We start from the raw sequence: 26,753 nt of genomic DNA on the forward strand, positions 1-26,753 counted from the left end.
TCTATCCTGTCGTTTGCGGTGTGTTCGCAGTCGCTATCTTTACTTGCGATTCAATGAACGCCTTATTTAAACCGAAAACCAAATGTTCAGACCGTTTACCAGGGCACTCTGCCTGACACTTATCATTTTATCTGCCGTCGCCTGTACCCAAAAGCACGAGGAGGCGAAAACAAACAGAACCGTTATCTCTGGCATAGATGCTTCCAGGAAGCCCGGAGACGACTTCTTTTCATATGTCAACAGCATTTGGTGGGATACCGTAAAAATACCGGGGACGCAATCAGGCGTCGGGTCCTATTCTTTCCTTAACTACCCGCAACGCCTGCGTCTTCAGGCGATTCTTGACAGTGTGTCGTCAGGAACACATCCCTCGGGAAGTCTCGAACAAAAGGTTGGTGATTTCTATGCGTCGGGTATGGATACCGTTACCATAAACAAGCGCGGATATGAACCCATCAAACCTATTTTTGCCCGCATCGATGCAATCAACGATGTGGCAGGAGTTATGAAGTTTGTTGCAGAGGAAATTAAGGTTGCAGATAATTCAATAATAGGTTTTTATGTCGGCCCTGACGACAAGCATAGTGCGATAAACATCGCTCAGTTCGTACAGGCAGGCATAGGGTTGCCTGAAAAAGATTACTACTTCAGATCGGACGAATCTACGTTGGCAACTCAAAAGGCTTACGAGAAGTACGTGACCACTTTATTTGAGCTCACAGGTGCCGACGCAGCAACTGCCGCCAAAAATGCCTCGACAGTTTACAAAATAGAGAAGCAATTGGCGACATCCCACCGCACGAACGTAGAACTCAGGGATGTCAAGGCCAACTATAACAAGCTCGCTGTTGCCACCCTCGACAAGCGCCATCCTAACATCGGATGGACAACCCTTCTTGCAGAACTTGGAGCCAAGACCGACTCGGTTAATGTGCAGCAGCCGGCCTACTACGATCAGCTCAATAAACTCTTAAAAAGTGTTTCCCTTGCTGACTGGAAAGTGTATCTGAAGGCCAGCTCCATGAACACATTTGCGAATGAACTAAGCAAGCCATTCGTCGATGCAACGTTTGCCTATACGCAAGTACTGACTGGACAGGCACAAAAGAAGCCACGCAAAGAAGAAATGACACAGTCCGTCGATCGCTATCTGGGCCACGCCCTCGCGCAATTGTACGTCAAGAAATACTTTACGGAAGATGCAAAGAAGAGGATGAATACATTGGTAGATAATCTCGAAAAGGCATTCGAAGCGCGCATCAATCGTCTCGATTGGATGAGTGATTCCACAAAGGCAAAGGCTAAGGAGAAGTTGCACGCCTTTTCGAGAAAAATAGGCTATCCTGATAAATGGAAAGATTACTCTAAAGTGGAGGTAAAACGTGATAGCTACTTCGAAAACTTGCTGTCTTCGAACAGCAACGAATACGCATTCGATATAGCCAAGGTTGGTCAACCCGTGGATCGTACAGAGTGGCTCACGACGCCTCCAACGGTTACTGCATACAACAATCCTCCTCTGAATGAAATTGTATTTCCTGCCGGCATTCTGCAGCCTCCTTACTTCGATGTAAATGCTGATGATGCACTCAACTATGGTGGTATTGGGATGGTGATCGGACATGAGATCACCCACTCGTTCGATGACCAGGGAGCGCAATACGATAAAGCTGGAAACGTAACAAACTGGTGGACGAAAACCGACTACGAGAAATTCAAGGCAAAGACGCAACAGGTGATCGATCAATATGACAAGTTCACAGTGCTAGATACTGTCCATGTAAAAGGCGCATTAACAGTTGGTGAGAACACGGCGGATATCGCAGGCGTTGCCATTGCATATGACGCGTTCAAGTTAACGCAACAGGGACAGGACACGACAAAACTGGATGGCTTCACGCCCGATCAGCGTTTCTTCATTTCGGTGGCACGCATCTGGCGGGTCAAGACTACCGATGCGTTTCTGCGGAACTATGTGAAAACTAATCCGCATTCGCCAGCCAGGTGGCGTGTAAACGGGCCGTTGATGAACACTACACCATTCTACAATGCATTTAACCTGCAGCCCGGGGACAAAATGTATAAGCCGGAAAGCGAGAGAATTGTTGTCTGGTAACGCGTTCGTTATCGAACGTCAACTGTTCGCTTTGATGCTCTATTACACAAATTCTGATACTTAGATGCTTGGAAAGTTTCATTGTACGTCGAGGCAATGAAACTTTTTAAGTTGCTCTGCGGACCCCTAATCGCCTCATACGCAGCCCTGAACGCCATTTTTTCTGCGGGTTATTAACATTACGCCTGGCCGTTCAAAAAGTAAAAATTATCAGCTGCAACATTTGCCATGAAATCGACGTCTTAGTTTCGGATCAACGGCCTGCCTATGTTCAGCAATTACGTGAAGGTTGCCTTTCGCAACCTCTTTCGCCAAAAAGTATTTTCTTTCATTAACATCTTCGGTCTGGCACTGGGGATATCCTGTACAGCTCTCATCGGCATGTGGGTGAACGATGAGCTGAGTTTCGATCGGTTCCATCAGGATAACGAACGCATGTATCGCGTAACGGCAACGTTGCCTGAAATGAAAGTGCATGCTGCTGTAACTCCGGCGCCATTGGCGTTAGCATTGAAAGAGGAGCTGCCCATTGTTGATGAAGCTGTTCGGATCTCAAGCCTCAATCGGGACCTGATTCAGGTCGGAGATGTCAAATTTGAAGAGAAAGGCCTGCTCTACGCAGACTCAAACTTCTTCCGCGTTTTCACTTTTCCATTGATTAAAGGCGATCGCAATCACGTTCTTGATAATCCCGAGGGCATTGTGATTTCGGAACAGATGGCAATCAAATATTTCGGTTCCACCGACGTGATCGACAAGACGATACGCAAGAATGATAAGGATGACTTCACAGTAACGGGGGTGATGGCCAATGTGCCCGAGAACTCCCACCTGCATTTCGATTTCGTCCAGCCCATGCGTTACCTGGCCCGCACAAACTATGACCTGAAGGAAAACAAGTGGGACAACTACAATTGGTATACCTACTTGAAACTGACCGACAAAACGTCCCGTACAAAAGAGGCGATTGCCGATCTGGAAAAGAAGACACAAGAGATCTATCGGAAAAACGAAACAGTGTTAAAGGTGTCATTCATAATGCAGCCGTTAACAGACATTCATCTTCACTCTAATTTCCTCGCAGACCTGCCAGGCCACGGACGCGCCCAGAATGTCTACATCTTCATGATTGTCGCGGTTTTCATACTTGTCGTTGCCTGTCTTAACTTCATGAACCTCGCTACCGCCCGGGCTGCACGCCGCGCGAAGGAGGTAGGGCTTCGAAAAACAGTCGGCGCCATTCGCACGCACCTGATGGCTCAGTTCCTGGCTGAGTCCGTCGTCGTTGCTTTGCTTTCACTTGTCCTTTCCCTTTTGATTATATACCTGGCGCTTCCGGAATTTAATACCCTCGGTGGCAAGAATCTTGTCCTTGACTTCACCAACATCAAGCTGGTAGGTTCGCTGATAGGAGTGACCCTGCTTACTGGCTTACTTGCGGGAAGTTATCCTGCACTTTACCTGTCGGGATTCGTTCCGGCAACAGTATTGAAAGGCAACTTCACCGCCGGTGGAGCAGGTAGTCTGTTTAGAAATTCGATGGTAGTGATCCAGTTTGCAGTATCGATATCGTTAATTGTTGGTACCGGCATAGTCTATCGTCAATTGAAGTACATCCAGCAACTGAACCTCGGATACGACAAGGAGAATCTTTTGTACGTGCCGATGACAGGAGAGCTTTGGTCCAAATACGAATCATTAAGAAGCAGGCTGGAAGCGAACACCCTGACGAGCCAGTTTTCATTTATTTCAGATCTTCCTACGACTTCTTCAGGCGCAACAGTTAGCGTTGAGTGGGCCGGCAAAGACCCTAACAGCCAGCCATTGTTCTATAACCTGGCAATCGATGAGAACTTTGAAGAAGTGTTCAAGGCGACAATCCTCGAAGGACATGGTTATGGAGTAAATGCTAAAGCCGATTCGGTCAATATTATCGTCAATGAAACGGCGCTTAAAACAATGAATATGTCGCTCGAGACAGCGGTGGGAACAAAAATTACTGTTTGGGACCGCGAGCGTACCATAATCGGCGTTGTGAAGGATTTCAATTTCAAACCGATACAAGAGTCGATTGGACCAATGTTCCTTAATCGTAACACGTGGGGTGGCTACGCAATGATCCGTACAAAGGCAGGCGAAACGGAAAAAACAATTGCTGCACTCGAGGACATGTGCAAGGAGATGAATCCCGCCTATCCTTTCACCTTCAGCTTCCTCGACCAGGATATCTCTAATATGTACGCAGCGGAACAACGACTCGGCAGCCTGTTCAATGTGTTTGCTATTCTGGCTATCGTAATATCATGCCTCGGACTTTATGGTCTTTCTGCATACCTCGCCGAGCGACGCACCCGCGAATTAGGTATACGAAAAGTATTAGGAGCATCCGGCTTTCAGCTTGTATATCTGCTATCCGCTACATTCACACGTCCGATCCTGATCGCTACTGTCATCGCAGTACCTTTGGCCTGGTATGGAATGAGCCAGTGGTTGAGTGGATTCGCCTATCACGTGTCGATTGAGTGGACGATCTTCCTGATTGCCTTTGTATCTGCTTTGCTTATTGCATGGCTGACGGTGAGCTTCGAATCAATCAAAGCAGCCACGACGAATCCCGTGAAGTCCCTGCGATCGGAATAGGAGAACATTATCAAAGTAATCACGCAATCGGTAAGGCAGACCACTGTTACACCGATCGCATGCACTCATCATATTTTAAATTGATTGGTTCCGAAACATTCAGCACTTTGGTTCGCTCAGTCATAGTTCGTCGAACGTTGAGTTTAGCGTTGCGCCGAATGTTCGTGATGATCGAAGCCAAACTATGATGCGACTTGTCGGGTCCTTTCTATTTCTTCAGCTGTTGTCCTTGTTCGCTGCTGCGCAAGGCAGCCTGGTGATGGTCGGTGGTGGTTCTGAAGCTGAAGGCGGATGGAGTGACGAGCCATATAGATGGATCGTAGACCACGCGCCCAACAAGAGAATAGCCGTAATCAGCTATTCGGATGAGGACAACTGGATCCCCGATTACTTTCTTTCGTTAGGTGCGGCGGCTGCAACAAACATTAAGATAGCCAGCCGTACCGTTGCAGACCATCAAAGCACGTACGACAACCTGATGACCTACGATGCTTTCTTTTTTAAAGGAGGTGATCAATCGATTTATTACACTCAATACAAAGGCACCCGAACGTTGCAGGCCGCTATTGATAAGTTCCAGGCGGGAGGTGTGATGTCTGGCACGTCTGCTGGAATGGCCATTTTGTCTGGCGTTGTGTATACAGCGAAAAACGACTCCGCTTATCCCGATGAAACACTCGCCAATATCTACGACAAAAGGATAACCCTTGCCAATGACTTCTTAACATTCCTTCCCGGATACCTCGCTGATTCTCACTTTACAGAACGTGGGCGGGTAGGGCGACTGTTGCCCTTCCTGTCGCGTTGGTACTACGACCATGGTGAGCAGCTCACTGGGATCGGCATTGATGACCGGACTGCGCTTTGTATTGACACGAACAAAATGGCCAAAGTCCTTGGAACAGGAACAGTGTCTTTTTATCGGGCATCCTCCTGGTCTCTCGTCCGCGATGAGATACCCGTTTCTAGTTCAATAGGCGTTGTTCAGCTTTTGCATGGACAGGGAATAGATCTTGCGACTAACCAGGTATTGGATGGGCCCGCTGGTCAGGTCAGGCCAACGCCCGCTGAAGAAAATGGTAATTATAAACTTGCCCTTAGTGGTAGCAATGACATCGCACAAAACTCCGCCCTTTTGAATTTTATTGTACGGGAGAATGGGGCCTTAAACGATTCAGTGGTTCTGGTGACTGCTCCTGGTATGGGCAAGGCGTTCAGTCAAAAGCTTGTTGAACTTGGAGCGAGAGTACTGGTAGTGGAAACTTCAACAGCGGTCAACGACGCCGGCAAGATAGACTTACGCAACGCTATCCGCCGTTCAACTAAAGTGTTGTTTGCCGAAAACGCTGATGAAGCCCTGTTCGATTTTCTGAATGGTGGTCGAACGGGGCAGTTGCTCTACAGACACATCCGGCGCAACGGTATGGTCGTGGCATTTGCAGGTGAGGACAGCCGATATGCAGGTCGATCATTCCCTACTAATTATCGCACAGACAAATATGCCGCTTATTACGGCAGGCTCAGTTACAGGAAAGGGCTTAGATTACTATCAACTTCTGTAATCATGCCCAACACGTTCGATCCGGCTACGTCAGACTTCATTGAAAATGCAACCGCGGCAATCTCCTATGCGATGGTGGCCGATAGTGCGCGATTTGGGATCTATCTGAATGCAAAGAATATGATCAGGTTTTATCAGCAGGAGGGAACGAGCTATTTGAAAGGTTCAGGCAATCAATCTGTCCTGATGCTGATGAACGAAGGAACCAATGCTAATGTCGCTTTCCAGCCTGTTGGTAACGGAGAGGCCGCCCGCAACTACGCCGGATTTGCCTCTATGCGATATGCTTTGTTGAATGGAGAAATGACAGTTGGGGCTGGCGCGCCTTCCGTCTCTCCAGACGAACCTGAAGAGTTCGAGTATCCGATTCTCGCTGTTGAACATGAATTCAACCAGTCATCCCTTCAAATATTTCCAAACCCATCGGCGGATGGTAGATTTCACATCTTCAGAGATCCCCAGTTTTCTGAAGGAAGCAAGTTGACAGTTTCAGACTTTATGGGTAGGACTTTGCACGTACAGCGTGTTAAAAGTCCGGATGAAATTCTGGATTTGTCCAGTTCACCGGATGGCATTTACCTCCTGCGAATTGAATCAGGACTGGAGATAAGTACCATAAAAGTGATTAAGAGATCTAATTGATTCATATTCTGCAGAGGGCGTGGGAAGGCACGTATAGAGTCAGGGCTTAGGGGTCGCGTTGTAATCCTAACATAATCGATTTCCCTGCTGTGATAATTAAGGTTGTGCTAATCGTCCCGACAGAAAAACATCTTTTAATGATCTGAGCACCAAACGGCCCTGATGTAAATGTGAATTTTGATTTCTGGTTTTCTATTTGAAGTTTAAAATGGACCCATCACTTGGTTTCTGTTGAAAGCTTACCATTTTTGAAGAATTTTTTTTGTGATAAACTAACCCAGACTGCTTATGAAGCAACCTTTACTGTTCTTAATCTTTTCACTTTTATCCTGGAGCTCGCTGGCACAGCAGCGGACGGTTCACGGCAAGGTGACCGCCGAGGCTGATGGCACTACACAGCCCGGGGTAAACGTGGTCGTGAAGGGTACCCCCAGAGGTACCGTTACAGATACTGACGGCCAGTATCGTATCGAGGCATCGCCCGATGATGTGCTGGTCTTTAGTTTCATCGGTATGTTGCCTCAGGAAATTACAGTAGGCACACGCGATGTCATCGACATCCAATTGAAATCCGACGTAACAGAATTATCCGAGGTTGTTGTTATCGGATACGGTACTGAGCAAAAGGTTCTCATGACCGAAGCTGTCGGTGTGGTTAAATCGGATGCCATCAAAGATTTACCGGTACCAACTGTCGATGGCATATTGCAAGGCCAAACAACCGGCGTACAGGTTAGTCAGAACTCCGGAACACCAGGTGGTGCAATGTCGGTGCGCGTTCGGGGAAATACTTCTATCAGTGGGACCGGTCAGCCTTTGTACGTAATTGACGGAATCCCCATGACTACTGGCGACTTCGGCATGATCGGCTATGAAGGACAAGGCATCAACTCGCTTTCCGACATTAATCCTAACGACATTGAATCAGTCACCGTTCTGAAAGATGCGGCCGCGGCCGCTGTCTACGGGGCACGCGCTTCAAATGGTATCGTCCTCATTACCACCAAGCGTGGAAAAACTGGAAACTCAGTAGTTAATTTTAATATGTATCGTGGTGTTCAGCAGGTATGGAATACGTTGGACATGCTCAACGCGGAACAATGGCGTGACTATCGCAAGGACCTTACTGGTGTGGAACTCCCAGACAACGGTGTCGATGTCGACTGGCAGAAAGAGATATTTCGCACGGCGCCGATCTCCAACTATGAATTATCTACTGTCGGCGGTAACGATCGCACGAAGTTCTTTCTCTCTGGAAACTACTTCGATCAGGATGGTATTCTGATTGGAACAAGCTTTCAGCGGGCAAATGCCCGCGTTAACATCGACCACAAAGTCAATGATCGGCTTAATGTGGGTACGAGCATTGGATTGACTTATTCAAAAACAAATCGTGTAGAGGGTGACGCATCATTACACGGCCCGCTTCCAAACGGTATTTCGACACCTGCAGTGATCTCGGTGTACAACCCTGATGGCACATATAACCAAAGTGGTCCATACTCAAATGCAGTTTCTATCGCCAACGAAGCCACCAACGAGAACTTCACTTATCGCACGCTGGGAAACATCTTTGCTGACTATCGCATCATCGATGGCCTTACATTAACCTCCAAGTGGGGCGCCGACTTTTACAACCTGCGCGAACATGCATTTGAATTCAACACCGTTCAGGGACAAAAGTATAACGGCCTTGGTTTTGAAACGTACACGAACGTCCTCAACCTGGTAGGTAACAACTCCATCCGTTACGAAAAGAAGTTTGGTAAACACGACATTGATGCAACAGTGGGTATGAGCTTCGAGAAGCGTGAGGAGCGTTTCTCTTATATGAGAGGTCAGGATTATGCCGACGAAAACCTTCAGTACATCAACTCAGCGGCAACGAAAGTTGACGTTACAGCAGGTGCAAGGGACCACGGTTTGCTCTCGTACTTTGGAAGGTTTAACTATAACTTTGAAGAAAAATACCTTGTTTCTCTTTCGGGTCGTATAGATGGCTCCACCAATTTTGGCCCGGACAATCAATACGGATTCTTCCCTGCAGCTTCTGCCGCGTGGCGTGTGAGCCAGGAAGGTTTCTTCAGAGACAATATAAAAGTTGTTTCGGAACTGAAGCTGCGAGCGAGTTATGGACTTCTGGGAAATGAAGACATCAGAGCGTTCTCATATCAGGCTACGTATGGAACTTCATCGTATCGTAGTCAGCCGGCCATCTTCCCGAATCAGATTCCTAATCCAGACCTTAAGTGGGAGACGACAGCACAACTTGACCTGGGTCTCGATGCCGGATTCTTTGAAGACCAGCTTACACTTTCTTTTGATTATTACGATAAGCAGACTACGGATCTGTTGTTAGACCGCCCTCTTCCTGGTTCGTCCGGATTCACAACGATGTATCAGAACGTCGGTGAGCTGGAAAACAAGGGCATTGAAATCAGCCTCGGCTACAATGCTCAGTTTGGCGATCTGCGATGGAATTCGCGTCTCAACCTCTCGGGCAACAGAAACAAAGTGACACGTCTCTATGAAAATCAGCCTCTTGATGCTGGCCGGGGAAACAACCGAATCATGGTGGGTCAGCCTGTGGGTGTGTTCTACGATTTGAAATCACTTGGTGTTGACCCTTCTACCGGTGACATAGTTTTCGCAGATACCAATTTCGACGGGGAGATCACGACGGATGACCGTACCGTTGTAGGAAATCCAAATCCTCAGTTCATCGGTGGTTTCACAAACAACCTCAACTACAAAGGCTTCGATTTTAGTCTGTTCCTGCAGTGGTCATACGGCAACGATGTCTTCAATGGATCACGCCTTTATCTTGAATCATTGCAGGGTGGCGACAATCAAACTACTGCCGTGGTCCGTAGATGGAGGCAAGTGGGGGACATCACTGATGTTCCAAGAGCCACTTCAGATCCTGTAGCGGCTGCGTCTAACAAACGCGAGTCTTCGCGATTTATTGAAGATGGTTCTTACCTGAGAGTAAAGAACGTAACACTTGGGTACACGCTACAACAGCGATTCTCCAGCAAGATTATGCTGTCCAGCGTCCGTGTCTATGCCAGCGTGCAGAACTTATTCACGTTTACCAACTATAGCGGACTTGATCCGGAAGTAAACTACAGTGGTAATGATGTAACAGTGGTCGGTACGGATTTCTTCACATTCCCGCAGGCGCGTGCCATTACATTGGGTATCAACCTTAAATTCTGACACACATGAGAAAGATATTTATACTCATCATCGCTTTTCTTCCGCTGTCCTCATGTGATGTGCTGGATGTTGAATCACAGAATGCAATACCTGAAGACAAAGCCATTAAAGACAAAGCCGGAATTGAAAAAGGAATATTGGGATCCTACACATCCTTTCAGGCGCTTGGATATTTCGGCCGCTCCTATGTAATCTTTGCGGATCTGGCCGCCGATAACCTTGAACACTCTGTCGATGGTACGGCACAGAATTATGCGCAGATTGATAACAATGCGGTGCTCCCTGAGAACGGGGCCGTCTCTGATATATGGGACAGCGGTTACGAAGGCATTAACATTGCTAATAATATCATTGCAAAGGTGCCGGAAATGGCAGACATGACAACCGATGAGCAGAATGTCGCGTTGGCCGAATTGTATTTTGTCCGTGCATTCAATCACTTCAGCCTGATGAACTGGTTTGGTGCGATACCCATCAAGACAACGCCTACGATAGGCGCCAGCGGTCTTGATGTGCCGCGCGATCCGGTGGCAAAGGTATACGAGCAAATCATCTCTGACCTCACTTTTGCTGAGGCTAACCTCCCCGCAGGAGGCACCAAAGTGCGCGCATCAAAGTATGCGGCCACTGCACTGCTTGCAAGAGTTTACCTCTACAAAGGCGACTATGCCAATGCGAAGACGAAGGCTACCGACGTAATAGATCACGGTGGCTACACGCTGCCAAACTACGCCGATGTTTGGACCGACGAATCAGCCGAATCAATCTTTGAGATTGACTTTACTGAGATCAACCGGAACCGTATAGCAGAGTACAACTTTCCGAAGACCCTGAACGGCCGGAGAGAAGTGGCCCCAACGGCATCGGTACTGGCGTCATACGAAATTGGCGATGCACGTTATCCTGCCTCGATTGCATTTTCAGGAAGTCTCGCTTATCCAATCAAGTACGACGACCTAAGCCTCGGTGCTGACAACGTGATCATCTTGCGCCTCGCAGAAATGTATCTCATTCGCGCTGAGGCAGAGGCTAATCTCACCGGCAGCATTCAGGTCATTCAGAAAGATATCAATGTGGTAAGAACACGGGCAAAATTGCCTGATACCTCTGCGAACACACACGATCAGCTCATTCGCGCTATCGAGCGGGAACGGAGAGTAGAGTTCGCTTTCGAAGGGCATCGCTGGTTCGATCTTGTACGTACGGGACGTGCAGTCGAATTGCTCCTTACCGTGAACGGTGAAAATCAAACACGCTGGCCAATTCCATTAACCGAAATCGTCACTAACAAGAGCGACGGCATGGAGCAAAACCCTGGCTATTAAAATATCTAACAGTTTAAACCGAAGAACAGATGAAATCGTCATGCACGTCACTTGTAAGGTTGACAACAGCAATGGCGATCTCGTGTGAATAAATCAAAAATCTTAACACATGAAATCTAAGCTATACGCATACCTCACCATCTTTCTGGTCATTGCCAGCGTAATGTCTTGTAAGGACGATGAAGATCCGGCACCGCAGTCGGCAGCAAAATTTACCGCAGACAAAAGCACGGCACAAGTTGGGGAAACAATTCAGTTCACCAACACCTCGGAGAATGCCACGGCCTTTAAATGGAGCTTCGGCGATGGAACGACTTCGAAGGACGTTGCACCTAAGAAGACGTACGAATCATCAGGTACTTATCTCGTGAGCCTCGTAAGCACAGGCGAAGGTGGATCAACCATCTCCAGCCTGACCGTAAAAATTGTTCCATCACCGGCATTTACTGTCGAAGATGCTGACAACCTGATGGCCCTTACACCGGTTCAGTTTACAAACGCCACAAAGGGAGCTACATCGTATCTCTGGTCGTTTGGTAATGAAGCGGGCTCAACATCAACAGCTGAGAACCCAATCTTTACCTATCTGAAGGCAGGTTCTTACAAAGTGACGTTGACGGCAACAAGCCCTGAAGGTTCGACAACAACTGATAAGACCGTTGTTGTGAAGGCTGCTACCTCTGAGATCTATTTTGCCGAGAACGGCAGCGAAATGATCAAGAAATTGGCCCTCGATGGAAGTGGATCAATATCGAATTTCCTTGATGTGGCCGGTATGGCAGGCGTTGGAATCGCTTATGACGATGTTCATGGCAAGGTTTATTTCAGCGACTTCAATGAAACCGGTGCAGGTAAAATCTGGAGCGCAAATCTTGATGGCACTGACCTGGTGGCTATTGTGACCGATCTGGTAGATCCTTATGGTATTGCCCTCGATGTCGCCAATGGAAAAATATACTGGGTTGATGACACCGATGACAATGGTGACGGCCACGTTTACCGCGCCAACTTTGACGGAAGTAGCATGGAGGCAATTGTGACAATGGCCGATGCTGAGTTCCGTGCCGTTGCCCTCGACCTGAAGAACCAACAGATGTATTTCTATGAAGTAAACAACGAGGATCTATACAAATCTAACCTCGATGGCACTAATGCGGCACCAATCCTTTCCGGTATTTATGGCTATGCGCTCATTGTAGATACAGAACACGACAAAATTTACTTCGATGAACAGAATGCCGAAGAGCTGCAAAGGGCAAATCTTGATGGCAGCAACGTCGAGACCGTTGACGACAATGGTACACGCATCTATGGTTTCGCCATCGACAACGAAACAGATAAGCTGTATTGGGCAGGGCGGGATTCTGGAACCATCGAAGAAGCTGATCTCGACGGTGGCAATCAGGTGACACTGAAATCAGGTCTTGCTAGCCCGCGTGGAATATTCTTAAGAAAATAATAGCGAGGCATGAAGACAATATTCAAAACATTATTGATCGCGATAGCTACCATAACAGCCACCCGCTGTTCTGATGACAGTTATCCGGTGCCTCCGGCAAGTACGGTTCCGAAGTTTACATACGCAATCGACAACGATGCGTTCGCACCAGCGACAGCCACGTTCACCAACAACTCGATCGTGCCAGAGCGGGCCGGAACAGTAGCCTATACGTGGAATTTCGGAGATGGCACCTCGTCATCTGAGGCCAGCCCAACTCACAAGTTTGTGGCGCCCGGCGCTTACTCGGTTAACCTTGTTGTTGTTACAAGTGAATCACTTGAAATTAAGGAAACAACACAAACGGTCGTAGTACGCGATCCCAACGCTACCGGAACTCCGCTGTTCTTTACTGATGGATCCGAAGTATTCGGGAGCATCATCAATTCTGGTGCGCCTATAGCTGCGTCACTGGGCATTACCTCGCTTCAGGATTCGTATGGCATGGCCGTTGATACGGTTAATGATAAGTTATACATAGCCGACTTCGATGCCAAGAGTATCTTCGTTTCTGATCTCGACGGAAAGAATTACGCGACGTTCAGATCAAACATCGGACAGCCCGATGCAGTTGTCATTGACTATGAAACAAAAACATTGTACTGGGACACCGATAGCGGCATACGTAAGGCAGACATGACAAATACTGACGTGAATCAGTTCGATGAATTTGTCACGGGCCACAGTGCTGACGACCCGGAAGGAATGGCAATCGATCCGGTATCGCGGACAATGTTCTGGAACAACTACAACGGTAACGTCTGGACTAAAAAGCTGGATGGCACCGGAGAGAAACTGCTGATCACAAACGGAGGTGGAGGTAGCATAATTGTAGTGGGTAGCAAAATCTACTTCGATGACTACGTTGCAAGCGGTGACATTCAACTGCGAAACGCAAACTTCGATGGAACTGGCATTGCTACAGTCGCAACCAGTATCACACGTGTTGTCTATGGCCTGGGTTATGACAAGAATGGGCAAAAGATCTATTGGGTGGATCGCAATCTGAATAAGATCTCACGGTCAAATCTCGATGGAACATCAACAGAAACCTGGCTATCGACTTCATCATCGCCAAGAGGGATTGCCATCGGAAAGAAAAAGTAACAATGATAATTTCTGCTCGTCATGTACTTCGATAAATCATTTCAGTCGCGGTACATGACGAACAGACTTTGAGATTTGAGTGTTCATGCTCAAAGCAATGCTGCGGGCATGAACATTTTTTTGACACATACACCTATGAAAAGAATACTCACTTTAATCGTCGTTGTCCTTTGTTCGACACTTGCTTTTTCGCAATCCAAAACGCCAAAAGGGAAACTCTTTATTATTGGCGGTGGCTCCCGACCTGATGGTATGGTCGATCGCATCATAAAAGAGGCGGGGCTACTCCAGGGCGGATATGGTGTGATACTTCCGATGTCAAGTGAGGACCCTGACTCCTCTGTTTGGTACGCAAATCAGCAATTCATCAAAAAGGGCATCAAAACGGTATACGGAGTAAACTTCCGCAAAGGTCAGTCGTACAGCGCGGCAAAACTTGACTCTGTCAGGAATGCAAAGCTTATCTACATAACAGGTGGAGATCAGGTGAGATTTATGGGCGTAGTCCAGGGCACTGATATCGGCAAAGCAATTCACGATGCTTACAACAAAGGCGCCCTCGTGGGAGGAACAAGTGCAGGCGCAGCCGTAATGAGCAAGATCATGATCACTGGTAATGAGCTCAAGCATCCGGAATACTCTTCGACATTCCGCAACATCGAAGCTGAGAACATTGAAACAAAGGAGGGCCTGGGTTTCATCGACAACGCCATCATTGACCAGCACTTTGTGAAACGGAGCCGTTATAACAGATTGATCAGTGCGATAATTGAATATCCCAACGTGAAGGGTATCGGCATTGACGAAGCTACCGCAATACTCGTTTCAGGTAATACCGCTGAAGTCGTTGGCGATTCTCAGGTAATTGTATTTGAAAATCCAAAGCGTTCCAAGACTGTGAAAGATGGAAAGCTGAGTGCGAAAGGAATTGTAATGAACGTCTATCTCGCAGGCGAGACATTCAGCCTGAAGTAATGTTTACCCTGCCTTTGAGTAGGGCTCTGTACCGAGGTCGAGACGACCAGACTCAAGGTCTATGCTGATCTGTTTTACAACATTGTCGATGGCGTGGGCTTCGTTCACCATGCTTTTTATGATGAAGTCTGTATCGGATTCTTTGTCGAGACGGTGTAAAGCGGCAAGACCAAGCAAACGCGCAAGAGGCCCTCGTAACTGATGTGCGTTGGTGAAGCTATACCTGATCAGGATTTCGTTCTGGTGCTGGATCTTTGTGGTCCTTTCTGTTACAATCTGCTCAAGATTCCTGTTCACTTCATTCAGATTGTCCTGGATTTGCATTAACTCTTCATTCTGTGTTTCGATCTCATATGCTTTCTCATGAAGCTCCATGTTCATGTTGATCAGTGAGCCATGAATGCGATCATAACTTGATTTTAATACATATGTCGTGTACGTAAGAAGTACATAGAGGATGGAATAGCTAATGGACGCAGCGAGCGTTTCACCAAGCGTCATCGCGAATCGTGCCGATGGGTCTCCGACTTTTGATTTGAACACCAGGAAAATGCAGACGGCACAAACTACCTGCATCACTCCAAGCAGTTTTTTTTTTAACATCACTGAGTGTATGAAGCCACATAGCACTATTACCGTTAGTTGCGTGGTAATATTGTGCGGCGGCTGAAAGCTCATGAAGCCTATTGTAATCAGTATTATCGACGTAAGTATTACGACCGAAACTGCAGGGTACCTTCGGCGGATGAGAAACGCCGTTACATTGGCGGCCAACGCAACGAATTGTGCCCCTATTGAAAGATGATTGGCAGGATTAAAATAAATTGTTCCGCCTAATCCCAGAACGGTTCCAACTACACTTATCCCAAGAAACGTGTTGAGGAAAAAGTTTTCAATCTTTGTCATGGTGGTATTCCGAGCCGCCTCGAGGCAAGCTCAACTCAAAAAGTGCGCTATGCGCAGAGTAATGATAGCGCTTACCAGCCGGCAGAACAAGTGCCTGAACTGTGTGTAATGTAGTCGTGGCGAAACAGTTGACGGTTCAAAGACGGTGACGTCACATCTCTGATTCTGAAGAAATTCTGACCTCCACCTGAAACGATTGCAGTTCTCGTTCCTCAGGGTTTATACGGGTCTGCCATGGTCACTTTTTATTACCGAAGAATACCATCTCATTGGCAATGTCGCTGGGCCCGGGAAAGATTGTATTGACAATTATCAGCGGTTATCTCATTCAAATAAGCGAGATAGAGCTGTCACTTTTTGGTAGCATAACCTTCCTTCAACGGCCGCAGGCCGACCGGCAAATTCATAATTCATAATTCTTAATAATTGTTAATTCTTAATTTTCTCTCCCGCTCTCGTGGCCACAAACCCCACCATCAAATTCATAATCTCCTCTCTGCTTTCAATGAACACCGCCTCAGGATGAGAAATGTTGAATTGCTCTATAAACTTATTGTAGTCATCATCTGACATAGAGAATGTCTTTTGAAAGTAACGCCTGGTATCATCAGACATCACTACACTCAAATACGTCTCAGACTGTCTGGCTTTCTCCCGGACTGTATTAAGCTTCTTTTTTTCCTTCTCAGACTTGAACATTTTACTGATGAGCCCACCAACAGAAACACCAGGACCAAATGTCTCAACTACATAACCTGAACCAGGACCAGCCGGATTTCGAATGAAGCCTGGCACTTCAATAACACTCTTCCATTGATCAGAACCATGCGGTTTAAATGTGCTGTAAATGGTAACTGGAGCGAGGGTCAAAGCAAACTCACGAAGGAATACAACCATGACTTCTTCTCCCCACCGTATTACTCTTAGTTTCCGGGAGTATCCGAGCATAGTGAACAGAATTGTATCCCCTGGACTGACACTTAGTTTAAACGCACCGTTTTCGTTACTAGCGGTGCCGTTGTTTGTCGTCTGATTGATAACGGTAACATACTGGAGCGGCACCAGCGTCAACGAATCGTAAACAATTCCTGAAACGGTTGTACGCTGTGAATACGCATCGATGGAGGCGCATACTGTTATTGTGATGAGGATACAGATTAGTTGGATCCATGACTGCATAATGGATATATGATGCAGCCATGTTCAATAAAGTTTTGTGCCTAATGCTTTTTTTGCATGGCAATAACTTTCTTCATTACGAGATTATGGCTTTCGCCAGACTCGTCGGTGCTGTCGGGAACACTGTACGCAAGTGCACGTATATAGATTCCCTCCCACGGCTCACTTGCAAGGCCTACATAGTTCTCTTCGATCGCATTGTACAGACCAAGTTTTGATACATGCCATTTTTCAAATGTGTTGCGTTCAAAGAACTCCATCTTACAATCTGGCTCGACCGTAACATAACCCTCGACTGTAAACAGATCCGATCTCTTGTGAAGAGTAAACTGGTCATCAGCAGCAATGCGATAGAAATCGTCATCAGCAAGAGTAAGCCTGCCGTCGCCTTTGGTGATGAAGTAGAAATCCTCTGTGCTCATTGGTGGAGCCACAGAAGGTACGTTTCGCATACGATCAATGTTCCTTTTAAAGAACGCGTTCGATGAAATGCGACGTCCGGTCTTTGCCTCCAGCAACGTAATGCCAAACAAATTATCTCCCAGGGGCGTCACCTCGTATTCACCCTCGCTACCGGTATTCCAGGCGTATTTGTCGGTGACGATCATACTTTTCAGCCGATAATGCGAATTGACTCCGGGCGATGCTTCCTGAAGAGAGAGTTCTACCTCCATTATCTCACCTTCAGGTGATCGCATGTTCCCTTCAAAGGTTGTCCATGGCTGGTCCTTAGTCTCGAGCAGTACTAATGATGATGCTTCGCGTTTCTCAGAACAGCTTATTGAAAGTAGAAGGAGAATAGTAAGGGCATGATAGTTTTTCATATAACGGCATTTGGGAAATTAATCTTGTCAGGCGTTCACCTTCAGCGCTTCCAACTCAGCATCGCCGTCTAGGTAAGGTACGCTAAAGCGATGAACTTATTGTATCAGTTCCATCAATAAGTTCTCTGACAATTTAATTAATTCTCTGCGGCCCGTTCAGATTCAACTTTAGTCTGAGCAGCATCTTCATGAGCACGCCGGCGGATAAAATGTCGCATTGCTTCCAATTGATCATCAGTCAAATCACCAAATGCCGGCATGCCCATTTCGGCCTTAGCTCCATTTCGTACAACGTCCGTGAACACATCACTTGAAAGTGGAATTGGTGATGCGCGCAGATCTGGTGCCATGCCTTTTGCAACTGCGCCCGCCCCGTGGCAACCAGTACATTTGAAAAACAACTCAAATCCTGCCCGAACTTTTGAATCATCAATTATAAATGTTTTATCCACGAGCGGCTTCGCGAAATAGGGCGGGGGTTGTGGAGGAACAATGGCCTTCCCGTCCAGCGAGAACACCAATAGTCTTCTGATATGTCGGTTGTATTCCCATCCGAGTACCTTATTGCCAACGCCGGCAAATGCACCTCCCCATCCGACCAGCAACGCAATGTATTGTCGGCCGTTGATCTTATAAGTAATGGGCGGTGCTGAGATTCCCAATCCAGCGTTATAAGACCATAGCAATTTGCCAGTCCACGCATTGTAGGCATTGAACATTCCGTCGGCTGTGCCCTGGAAGACAAGATTTCCTGCCGTAGTGAGCGTCCCAGCATTCCATAACTCTTTAAGGGGAACGATCCACCTTAGTTTTTGCTTGACGGGATCCCATGCTTCCAGGGATCCGGTATATGGCCGGGGTAATGAATCTGGATCTGAAAGGCCAACTGCTATGCCTCCTTTTGAAGGATTGTCTTTCCAGGATTTCAGATTTGTTCGAGAGTCATCAAAGATAACTGCATCGTGAATGGCAGGAATGTACACTAGCCCTGTAGTTGGATTGAATGACATGGCATGCCAGCTATGGGCACCGTGAGGGCTTGGGGTGATGTAGGCAGGACCGTTTTCATACCTTGCACCGGGCGGAATGTTAGGCCTTCCTGTAATGGAATCTATCGACGTGGCCCACGTCGTCTCAACAAATGGCTTCGCAGAAATAAGTTTTCCTGTTTCACGATTGATCACGTAAAAGAACCCATTCTTCGGAGCGTGCATCAGCACTTTAGTCTTCACTCCTTTGATGTCGAGCGCTGCTAGCACGATATCCATGTTTGAGTTGTAGTCCCATGCATCACCGGGTGAAGTTTGGTAATGCCATTTGTATCCACCATTGTCAGGGTTAAGCGCGATGATGGATGAAAGAAATAGATTATCACCGCCATTTTCACTTCGGACTTTAGGATTCCACGGCCCTCCATTGCCTGTGCCGATGTATAGTGTGTGTAATTCTTTGTCATAGGTAAACCCGTGCCACGAGTTTCCGCCACCGCCATACCTCCACCATTCGCCAGTCCAGGTCTTTGCAGCCATGGCCATTGCGTCATTCTCAAAACCGTCATCCGGGTTACCCGGAACTATGTAAAATCGCCAGACCAGCTTTCCGGTTTCTGTATCATACGCCGTCACATAGCCGCGATTTGGTGCCGCTTCCGATCCGCCATTCCCGATAAGGACTTTTCCTGCAAATGCCTTTGGCGCCCCGGTGATGCTCATTTGTTTGTCAGGATCGATCGTGAGTACCGACCAAAGTTCTTTTCCGGTTTTTGCATCCAGTGCAATGAGTCGCCCTTCCCATGTGGCGGTAAATATCTTGCCGGCATAATAAGAAAGGCCGCGACTTTGCGTCCAGCCAGGCTTACGCGTTTTACCGAGATGTTTTGCTACTTCAGGATCGAACGACCACAACAGTTTCCCATTGATTGCATCAACGGCACGTACGCGATTCATTGTTCCTGTGAAATACAGAACGCCATCAACAACAAGCGGCGTCGAGACCAAGCCTGCATCACGAGGTAAATCAAGGTACCAGTCAACCTTCAGTCCTTTCACTGCGCTTGTATCAATATCTGCTATTGGACTGAAACGCTGCTCCGAGTGTGTGCGACCATACGCAAGCCATTCGCTCGTGTTGGTTTCGTCGGCAATCTTTTCGTCTTCGGTAGGACCAGAGCAACTTATTATTAACAATGCTGCTGAAATCAGAAGGAAGTTATTCATTTGTATCGCATTGGAGGGATCGACAATCACTCTGATGCTTCTGTGCCTCAGGTGAACACTTATCCATTACATAATATAGAATAAATATCCTCCAGATACATCCTGTCGCGTAGTTATTCAGGCATCTGCAAGCATCGTCAATACACACTTCCATGAGTCGTCCTTCAAAATGAAAACGCTCACTGACCATTCATAAAACGAGAACTGTTTGCCACGAAAGGTTCCTTTACTGTATCCTTTTCCAATCACGATACCAGCTTCATTATAAATGCGTACCTGGCTTTCCTCGGCCGACATTTCAGTATGTGTTAGCTCGCCTTGTGCTATCTGATCAAGGAATGAATCGACGTTCGTCGTACCTCCATGAGTAGCCACGCAGATCCAGTCTTCTGTCATAAAGGATCTGATACGGCTTACATCGTTGGAGACAATTGCTTCATCCCAAGCCAGGGATTGCTGTAAAAGGCCACGCTCCCTTACGTTCATCAGGCCATGAGTTGTGCTATCCACCATTCATTGCCAAAGAGATCTCTGACGCCACTCTCACGCATGCCGTAGGGTCTGTTGTCTGGCGCCATGATTTCTGTTGCTCCCAGGCTGAGCATGCGTGCGTGCAAAGCATCAACGTTTGATACGTAGACAAAACACATTGTCGTGCGCGAAGGATATTGCTCAGAGGCCCTGCCCATCATGACGTTCGTATCGCCAATCACTACTTCTCCGTGTTGAATGTTTCCATCGGCACCCCGTGTTTCGTTTGTAACGCGGGCATCAAATGCCTTCACAAGGAAATCTATTTGCGACTCCACAATGGGCACCATAAGGTAAGGGCATAGCGTTGTGCTGCCGGCCGGCGCAACTCGTTTTGTTGTATTCATATTCTTGTTGTTTAACAAGACAAAACTGCACAACAGCGGAGTGGGCAACTTGGAAGAAAACGACATTCTCAAAGCAGTTCTGCTGCCTTGCCTGAGAAGTAGGTTCGGGGTGAGTATCCTGAGAATGCCCTGAAATCATTAATGAAGTGCGATTGATCATAGTATCCGAACTCCAGGGCGATTTCAGTTAACGAGCTCTGCGTATTGAGGTGCCGTTGCATAAGAGAATTAAAACGGACAATGCGCGAGAATGTCTTTGCCGTGAATCCGGTGTGCTCCTTAAAGTTGCGTTCAAACTGGCGATGCGAGCGAAAATACAGTTCACTGAGATTCTTGACGCTCACCAAACCCTTTTGCATTAGTATGGTGCGCACTGCACCTGCAATATCCTTCTGCACCAGAGGTCGCTTTTTTCGAATGAGGAAGTCGCTCATAATCCGCAGCCGCTCCTGATTGTTGAGGGCAGCGTGTAATGAATCCATAACCTGAAACGATTCCGCGCCGGGCAGTAATTCAAGACCGGAAAGTTGATTGGTAAACTCGATTCCTGGAATTCCGAAGACCGCATGCAGTGCGTACGGATAAAGGTAAGCGCCACAGATTCCAAATGACTCCTTAACTATGAAACGCCGATGTTCACCAGCCTGCCCATGAATGCCGGTAATAAATGAGGTACGGCTTTTACCATCACGGCCCAACTCCTCAAAAGTTCCTTTGTAATGAAACACGAACTCCGGACAGCCATTGGCAACTGTACGCAAGACGTAGGGTTCTTCATGGGTGGCGACGCCCTCAAAGGTCCAGAAGTACCTGACGATGTCACGCAACTCAGGTCCGGGTTCAAACATATTGTATTGCTGTGATGTCACTGCCTCAGGTTTCTCTTCTTCACTGATTTGACTGGCTCAAAGATCAAATCACATCAAGATACGCAATAGCGAATGGATTACGGTGGGTGTTTGTCCTACGATTCATGCTTTATGTGTTGATAAATAGTGATCAGTCTTCATAAATATTCCCATTGATATTCAGCGTGTTACCTTAACCTTTTAGCAAAAGTTAAGATTCTTATATCCAACAATCTCAATTGCACGTTCATGTACTTTGAAACGCAAAGTACTTTCTAATACTCCTCAATATGACGTCCGTTAATCCCACTATCAACCTCGATCACCTGATTCCAGGCAAAAAACAAGCACACGATGGCCTGCGATACTGTGGGTACTTGTTCCTCCTTGCCTCGCTGATCCTTTACGCCATTGAAGAAAGCCTGGGCCGCTCATTCACCACGAATGGCGACTTTGCAGTCTTCTTTGCCCATTACATCATTGCACTCGCTTACACCTTAATTCTATGGTACAACGGAGCGTTGGGCCTTGCAAGAAGCTGGCGTAAAGAACACATTCATCGTACCGTCGTTCTGTTGAATCTCTTTCTTGTAAGTGCCTATGCACTCAATCGTGAGATCGCCGTCTTTAATCAGTCCACGGCATGGCTATGCGTCTATATCTTTTCGACTTCTGTTACCATGCTGAGCTTTGCCTGGTACGACCATTTACCCAGGCAGGTCAAAGTTCTCCAGCTTACGATGCTTGGGACATCACTTCTGTTTTATATTTACCTGGCCGTCAACTGCGTGATATATTATGGCTTCGGATTTATAGGTCTTATAGCAATTGGAATTGGAGGTCACATTTTCGTGCCGATGTTCCTCGTGATTGCATCGATTTCATTGATCATACAACTGTCGACCCAAAAAGGCTTCTCGTATACATGGATTCTGGCTGGCGCATTCATTACAATCTCTTTCGTCACCTCGTTTGTCGTCGTTTGGAATTCAAGGATAAAGGCTATCGAAAAAATGGACACGAGTTCGGTGCTGCACAAGGATGCCGAGCTTCCGCTGTGGGTGCGAGTTGCCAGTAGCTTACCCGATGATTGGATTACACAAAGAATACTAAAGTCCAATCTTACTTATCGGGCGAGCGATGGTGGAGGATGGTCATTCACGCCTGAACGCCGATCATGGAGTGAGCAGCCCCTGCACGACCCATTGATAATCATAGCCAGTCAATTTCGCGTGCTGTCTTTATCGCGCGAGGATCGGATCAAAATTCTGGAAAGTGTTATGGAAGGCCGCCATGAAGCACAGGATAGACTTTGGTCAGGTAATAATCTGGTGACATCCGATATTGTGGTTGATGCCGATATATTCGCCAACCTTAAGCTGGCCTATACTGAAATGTACCTGAGCGTTCGCAATGACAATCGACACGCCTGGGCACTTCCCCAGGAGGCGATCTATACTTTTCAATTGCCGGAGGGCTCTGTGATTACCTCCCTGTCTCTTTGGATAAACGGAAAAGAAGAAAAGGCAATTCTTACGTCCAAACAAAAGGCCTCTAAAGCCTATGAAACTGTCGTTGGTGTGGAAGTTCGTGATCCCTCAGTTGTACACTGGCAGGAGGGCAACACGGTTACTGTAAGAGTGTTTCCGTGTACGACTGATGAGAAACGGAAATTTAAGATAGGGATTACGTCGCCGTTGAGTGAGGAAAATGGCCGCGTGTATTTCAAAAGCATAAACTTCAAAGGTCCGTCACCGTTCGGGGCCACGCAACTGACAAGACTGCGAATTATCGGCGACCCTTCTGAAGTTCAAATGTCCCGTGATTTCGATCTCGATGAAAATGGCGAGTACATACGCGATGATAAATACGATCCGTCATCGACCCTAAGCTTCAAAACTATTCCACTGGGAAAGAATCAATTTACATTCAATGGATTTAGCTATTCGATGTCGCCGCTGAAACCAACTCTTGAATCCAGGCCCGTTTCAACGCTGTACCTGGATATTAATAAAACCTGGTCGCGCGATGAGCTGGACTCGATGCATCGGTTACTTTCCGATTATAAGATCTTCGTTAACGTCGATGACGCGTTCGTAGAAATGAATGAAGCGAACTGGCATGAGCTGGTGTCAAAACATCTCACGCGAAATTTTTCAATATTTCCTTTTTATAAAATCAGCGATACAAAGACCTCTCTTGTCATTTCAAAAGGCAAAGAGCTTTCACCATTCCTCGCTGACTTCAAGGATAGTGAGTTTGCGCGTCAGACAGCCAGTTATTTTGCTTCAAAGGTAAGGGTGTCGGTTTTCAATCTTTCAACTTCCACTTCAACGTATATCCGATCGCTGAGAGAACTTAGAGCAATAGACTATGCCAGTGGCTCAGCAAGCGATTTGCTTCAGTTGCTGAAGACCAAAACGTTTCCCGTATATGATGAAAGCAGCGATCAGATAGTTCTTCACGACGCAGGCATATGCATCACCAGGCAACCGGCTTCCGGCACATTTCGCGACAATGCTCCTGACCATCTCGCACGCCTCTTTGCATACAACAACATTATGCGCCAGGTGGGAGTGAATTTCTTCTCTGGTGATTTTATCGATGAAGCTTTGGTTCAGGAGGCAACTTCGGCCTATGTGGTTTCGCCTGTATCAAGCTTAATCGTCCTGGAGACCAAGGAAGACTACGATAGCTTTGGAATTGAGGACAGCAATAACAGTCTTCACAATGCGTCAAAAGCTTCTGCTGGTGCTGTACCTGAGCCTCATGAGTGGGCGTTGATTATTGTCTTTGGTATGCTGGTGATCTTTTGCATAAATAAACAGTGGCACGGAAGGCGCGCTATCCAGAAGTAATGGTTAACGACTCTCTATCACTCTGGCCGGAAAGAGGTGCCTGGTTGAGAAGGAATGAAACGTTTGCCGTTTTGTTCATTCTCACTGCACTGAGCGGAGGAGTATTCTGCTTTCCTGCATCGTACGTGCTTCATACGAATGTGATCGTTGGCTTATTGTTACTTCCATTTGTAACATTCATAGCCGCTAACGAGCGACGGAATAATTTTTGGCTGCTCATAGGCGCCGCAGTGTTCTGTGCTATTGCGCTTTGCTACAACATGCGCCTCGCATATTTCTTCACGCTGTCTTTTATCATATTATGGGTGATAGAATACTGCATCGGCCGTAGCAATGCGCTGGCAACCTTTCTGCTGGTGTTCATGTCGCCTGTATTTGACCAGGCAGCAACAATTCTTGGATTCCCGATACGATTAAAACTCAGCGCAATGGCTGGTAGCATTCTGCGTATGCTTGGTATTGATGCTATTGTAGAAGGAAATTCAATAATCTTAGATAAGATTGCCTTTACTGTTGACGATGCATGTATGGGCTTAAATATGCTTGCCCTATCAATGCTCATCGGAACTTTTCTCCTGAGCTATCAATATCGTTCGGTGGGAAAAACGCTGAAACCTCTGCAGCTAGTCATATATTTTGCGGCGGCACTAATTCTTAATCTGGTTACAAATCTGTGCAGGATTGTTGTATTGGTTGTGCTGGGTGTTCCGCCTGAAGCAGCGTCGCATGAGATTATCGGCTTGATGTGCTTTGTATGTTATACTGTCATACCTCTGTATTTTATCAGCGGATGGATTGTTAAAAGAGGACAGCAGATACTTCGCAGTGAAGTTGATCATATCGCATTGTCAACAACTCAAAAGATCTTTTCTGTGATCGTTGTTTTGCTGGTGGCTTCAATTGGAGTGATCATTGCCAGCAGACGAGCGAACATTGACCACAGAAATACCATTAATTCAGCCGCCCCTGGTACTCAGATGTCGCGCGCTATGGATGTTAAGAAGATATTCACGAACAATCTGCTGGTATATGTCAAACCTATTCCCGAGTGGTTCACAAGCGAGCACACGCCGTTATACTGCTGGAAAGGAAGTGGGTACGTGATTAATAAGATCAGGGAAGTTGATATTGCCGGCCGGCGAATATACATCGGCCGGCTGGTTAAGAGCGATCACGTTCTCTTCACCGCGTGGTGGTATAGCAATGGAAAGACCCAAACGATCAGCCAGTTTACATGGAGAAGCGAAATGCTGACTGGTGCGGCAGAGTACTATCTGATAAATGTCACAGCCAGCAGTGAGCAAACATTGATCCGCGATGTGGAGCAGATGCTTCTGGAGGGTGATGAGAAGCTTCTCTCCGGCGACGAGCTGTAACCGCCCTTTCGTTGTCATCAGCATAGTTCAAACGGTTACGGACGCTGCTCTGATTTTGCAAGCCCTCATTTGGAATAAATAGCGTATTTTTGCGGCCCAATGAAAAGAATAATTGAGTCCAGGAAGCTGTTAGGTGTTACTAAAGACGCCGATTTGAAGGAATTGAAGTCCATCTATCGCAACTTCATGAAGGAATGGCATCCCGACAAGTTTCAGGACAACCACGATCTCAAGGTAGAAGCCGAAGAGAAAAGCAAGTCTTTTATCGAGGCCTATCACTTACTGGTAAGCGTTGCCCCTGAAACTCACGAGCAGCATGCTGAAAGATATTCAGAGATCGTGAATTCAAGCAAGATCACCGACTTCCAGTACAAATCTACAACCCTGCTGGTGAACTTTGCCGACGGCAGTGCATACGAATACTTCGGTCTGCCACGGAACATCTACCTCAAACTGATCAATTCCGAGGCGCCCGATCGCTTTGCCAGGAGACACATCTACCATTCCTATGTTTACAGGATGGTAACAAAGGCCACAGCTGAATAAGTAAGCTGCAGGATGCATGACCTGGATTCAGTGTAATTC

The 26,753-nt window shown here is 47.1% G+C and carries 18 protein-coding genes; 11 read left to right on the top strand and 7 right to left on the bottom strand.

Going from position 1 to position 26,753, the window contains the following annotated elements:
* Nucleotides 1-82 precede the first annotated feature (82 nt).
* From WBG78_RS03875 to WBG78_RS03910, 8 genes are all read left to right on the top strand, one after another.
* A complete protein-coding gene (locus tag WBG78_RS03875; protein ID WP_337325055.1) occupies nt 83-2,116 on the top strand; it encodes a M13 family metallopeptidase in 2,034 nt (677 codons plus the stop codon).
* 267 nt (nt 2,117-2,383) lie between these two features.
* Entirely contained in the window at nt 2,384-4,756 is a 2,373-nt protein-coding gene (locus WBG78_RS03880) for an ABC transporter permease (protein WP_337325056.1), read from the top strand.
* Nucleotides 4,757-4,940: 184 nt separating this feature from the next.
* On the top strand, nt 4,941-6,959 hold the full coding sequence (locus tag WBG78_RS03885; protein WP_337325057.1) for a T9SS type A sorting domain-containing protein: 2,019 nt from the start codon (nt 4,941-4,943) through the stop codon (nt 6,957-6,959).
* A 288-nt stretch (nt 6,960-7,247) separates the two neighbouring features.
* Complete coding sequence (locus tag WBG78_RS03890) at nt 7,248-10,178, top strand: SusC/RagA family TonB-linked outer membrane protein (protein WP_337325058.1); 2,931 nt, start codon at nt 7,248-7,250, stop codon at nt 10,176-10,178.
* Between the two features lie 5 nt (nt 10,179-10,183).
* Nucleotides 10,184-11,503 (top strand): RagB/SusD family nutrient uptake outer membrane protein, encoded by a 1,320-nt coding sequence (locus tag WBG78_RS03895; protein ID WP_337325059.1) that lies wholly within the window; start codon nt 10,184-10,186, stop codon nt 11,501-11,503.
* 109 nt (nt 11,504-11,612) lie between these two features.
* A complete protein-coding gene (locus WBG78_RS03900) occupies nt 11,613-12,962 on the top strand; it encodes a PKD domain-containing protein (protein WP_337325060.1) in 1,350 nt (449 codons plus the stop codon).
* 9 nt (nt 12,963-12,971) lie between these two features.
* Entirely contained in the window at nt 12,972-14,108 is a 1,137-nt protein-coding gene (locus WBG78_RS03905; protein WP_337325061.1) for a PKD domain-containing protein, read from the top strand.
* Nucleotides 14,109-14,243: 135 nt separating this feature from the next.
* Complete coding sequence (locus tag WBG78_RS03910) at nt 14,244-15,083, top strand: cyanophycinase (RefSeq protein ID WP_337325062.1); 840 nt, start codon at nt 14,244-14,246, stop codon at nt 15,081-15,083.
* A gap of 3 nt (nt 15,084-15,086) precedes the next feature.
* Here the strand turns inward: WBG78_RS03910 and WBG78_RS03915 are convergent, their stop codons facing one another.
* The 7 genes from WBG78_RS03915 to WBG78_RS03945 all read right to left on the bottom strand — a co-directional run bounded on the left by WBG78_RS03915 (nt 15,087) and on the right by WBG78_RS03945 (nt 21,955).
* Entirely contained in the window at nt 15,087-15,989 is a 903-nt protein-coding gene (locus tag WBG78_RS03915; RefSeq protein ID WP_337325063.1) for a hypothetical protein, read from the bottom strand.
* 429 nt (nt 15,990-16,418) lie between these two features.
* Nucleotides 16,419-17,168, bottom strand: coding sequence for a carboxypeptidase-like regulatory domain-containing protein (locus WBG78_RS03920; RefSeq protein ID WP_337325064.1), 750 nt, complete (start codon nt 17,166-17,168; stop codon nt 16,419-16,421).
* 41 nt (nt 17,169-17,209) lie between these two features.
* Nucleotides 17,210-17,992, bottom strand: coding sequence for a hypothetical protein (locus WBG78_RS03925; protein WP_337325065.1), 783 nt, complete (start codon nt 17,990-17,992; stop codon nt 17,210-17,212).
* Nucleotides 17,993-18,129: 137 nt separating this feature from the next.
* Nucleotides 18,130-20,208, bottom strand: a complete 2,079-nt coding sequence (locus WBG78_RS03930) for a PQQ-dependent dehydrogenase, methanol/ethanol family (protein WP_337325066.1) — start codon at nt 20,206-20,208, stop codon at nt 18,130-18,132.
* A 117-nt stretch (nt 20,209-20,325) separates the two neighbouring features.
* Nucleotides 20,326-20,694 carry a nuclear transport factor 2 family protein gene (locus WBG78_RS03935; RefSeq protein ID WP_337325067.1) on the bottom strand — a complete coding sequence of 123 codons (369 nt, stop codon included), beginning with the start codon at nt 20,692-20,694 and terminating at the stop codon, nt 20,326-20,328.
* Nucleotides 20,694-21,086 carry a VOC family protein gene (locus tag WBG78_RS03940; RefSeq protein ID WP_337325068.1) on the bottom strand — a complete coding sequence of 131 codons (393 nt, stop codon included), beginning with the start codon at nt 21,084-21,086 and terminating at the stop codon, nt 20,694-20,696. The genes WBG78_RS03935 and WBG78_RS03940 overlap by 1 nt, the downstream gene beginning before the upstream one ends.
* A gap of 68 nt (nt 21,087-21,154) precedes the next feature.
* Nucleotides 21,155-21,955: a helix-turn-helix domain-containing protein gene (locus WBG78_RS03945; RefSeq protein ID WP_337325069.1), complete on the bottom strand. Its 801-nt coding sequence runs from the start codon at nt 21,953-21,955 to the stop codon at nt 21,155-21,157.
* A gap of 269 nt (nt 21,956-22,224) precedes the next feature.
* Here WBG78_RS03945 and WBG78_RS03950 point away from each other — a divergent pair, with 269 nt between their 5' ends.
* From WBG78_RS03950 to WBG78_RS03960, 3 genes are all read left to right on the top strand, one after another.
* Complete coding sequence (locus WBG78_RS03950) at nt 22,225-24,792, top strand: XrtN system VIT domain-containing protein (protein WP_337325070.1); 2,568 nt, start codon at nt 22,225-22,227, stop codon at nt 24,790-24,792.
* A complete protein-coding gene (gene xrtN / locus WBG78_RS03955; protein WP_337325071.1) occupies nt 24,762-26,168 on the top strand; it encodes an exosortase N in 1,407 nt (468 codons plus the stop codon). The genes WBG78_RS03950 and xrtN overlap by 31 nt, the downstream gene beginning before the upstream one ends.
* A 99-nt stretch (nt 26,169-26,267) precedes the next feature.
* A complete protein-coding gene (locus WBG78_RS03960) occupies nt 26,268-26,714 on the top strand; it encodes a KTSC domain-containing protein (protein WP_337325072.1) in 447 nt (148 codons plus the stop codon).
* Nucleotides 26,715-26,753 lie beyond the last annotated feature (39 nt).

This window comes from Chryseolinea sp. T2, assembly GCF_037203685.1.
Classification (GTDB): Bacteria; Bacteroidota; Bacteroidia; order Cytophagales; family Cyclobacteriaceae; genus Chryseolinea.

Bases quoted from the DNA above. Each gene is read 5' to 3' on its own strand.
- WBG78_RS03935 (WP_337325067.1), bottom strand. From the start codon at position 20,694: ATGAACGTAAGGGAGCGTGGCCTTTTACAGCAATCCCTGGCTTGGGAT.
- WBG78_RS03875 (WP_337325055.1), top strand. From the start codon at position 83: ATGTTCAGACCGTTTACCAGGGCACTCTGCCTGACACTTATCATTTTA.
- WBG78_RS03940 (WP_337325068.1), bottom strand. From the start codon at position 21,086: ATGAATACAACAAAACGAGTTGCGCCGGCCGGCAGCACAACGCTATGC.
- WBG78_RS03890 (WP_337325058.1), top strand. From the start codon at position 7,248: ATGAAGCAACCTTTACTGTTCTTAATCTTTTCACTTTTATCCTGGAGC.
- WBG78_RS03960 (WP_337325072.1), top strand. From the start codon at position 26,268: ATGAAAAGAATAATTGAGTCCAGGAAGCTGTTAGGTGTTACTAAAGAC.
- WBG78_RS03920 (WP_337325064.1), bottom strand. From the start codon at position 17,168: ATGCAGTCATGGATCCAACTAATCTGTATCCTCATCACAATAACAGTA.
- WBG78_RS03880 (WP_337325056.1), top strand. From the start codon at position 2,384: ATGTTCAGCAATTACGTGAAGGTTGCCTTTCGCAACCTCTTTCGCCAA.
- WBG78_RS03930 (WP_337325066.1), bottom strand. From the start codon at position 20,208: ATGAATAACTTCCTTCTGATTTCAGCAGCATTGTTAATAATAAGTTGC.
- WBG78_RS03950 (WP_337325070.1), top strand. From the start codon at position 22,225: ATGACGTCCGTTAATCCCACTATCAACCTCGATCACCTGATTCCAGGC.
- WBG78_RS03910 (WP_337325062.1), top strand. From the start codon at position 14,244: ATGAAAAGAATACTCACTTTAATCGTCGTTGTCCTTTGTTCGACACTT.
- WBG78_RS03925 (WP_337325065.1), bottom strand. From the start codon at position 17,992: ATGAAAAACTATCATGCCCTTACTATTCTCCTTCTACTTTCAATAAGC.
- WBG78_RS03900 (WP_337325060.1), top strand. From the start codon at position 11,613: ATGAAATCTAAGCTATACGCATACCTCACCATCTTTCTGGTCATTGCC.
- WBG78_RS03895 (WP_337325059.1), top strand. From the start codon at position 10,184: ATGAGAAAGATATTTATACTCATCATCGCTTTTCTTCCGCTGTCCTCA.
- WBG78_RS03905 (WP_337325061.1), top strand. From the start codon at position 12,972: ATGAAGACAATATTCAAAACATTATTGATCGCGATAGCTACCATAACA.
- WBG78_RS03885 (WP_337325057.1), top strand. From the start codon at position 4,941: ATGATGCGACTTGTCGGGTCCTTTCTATTTCTTCAGCTGTTGTCCTTG.
- WBG78_RS03915 (WP_337325063.1), bottom strand. From the start codon at position 15,989: ATGACAAAGATTGAAAACTTTTTCCTCAACACGTTTCTTGGGATAAGT.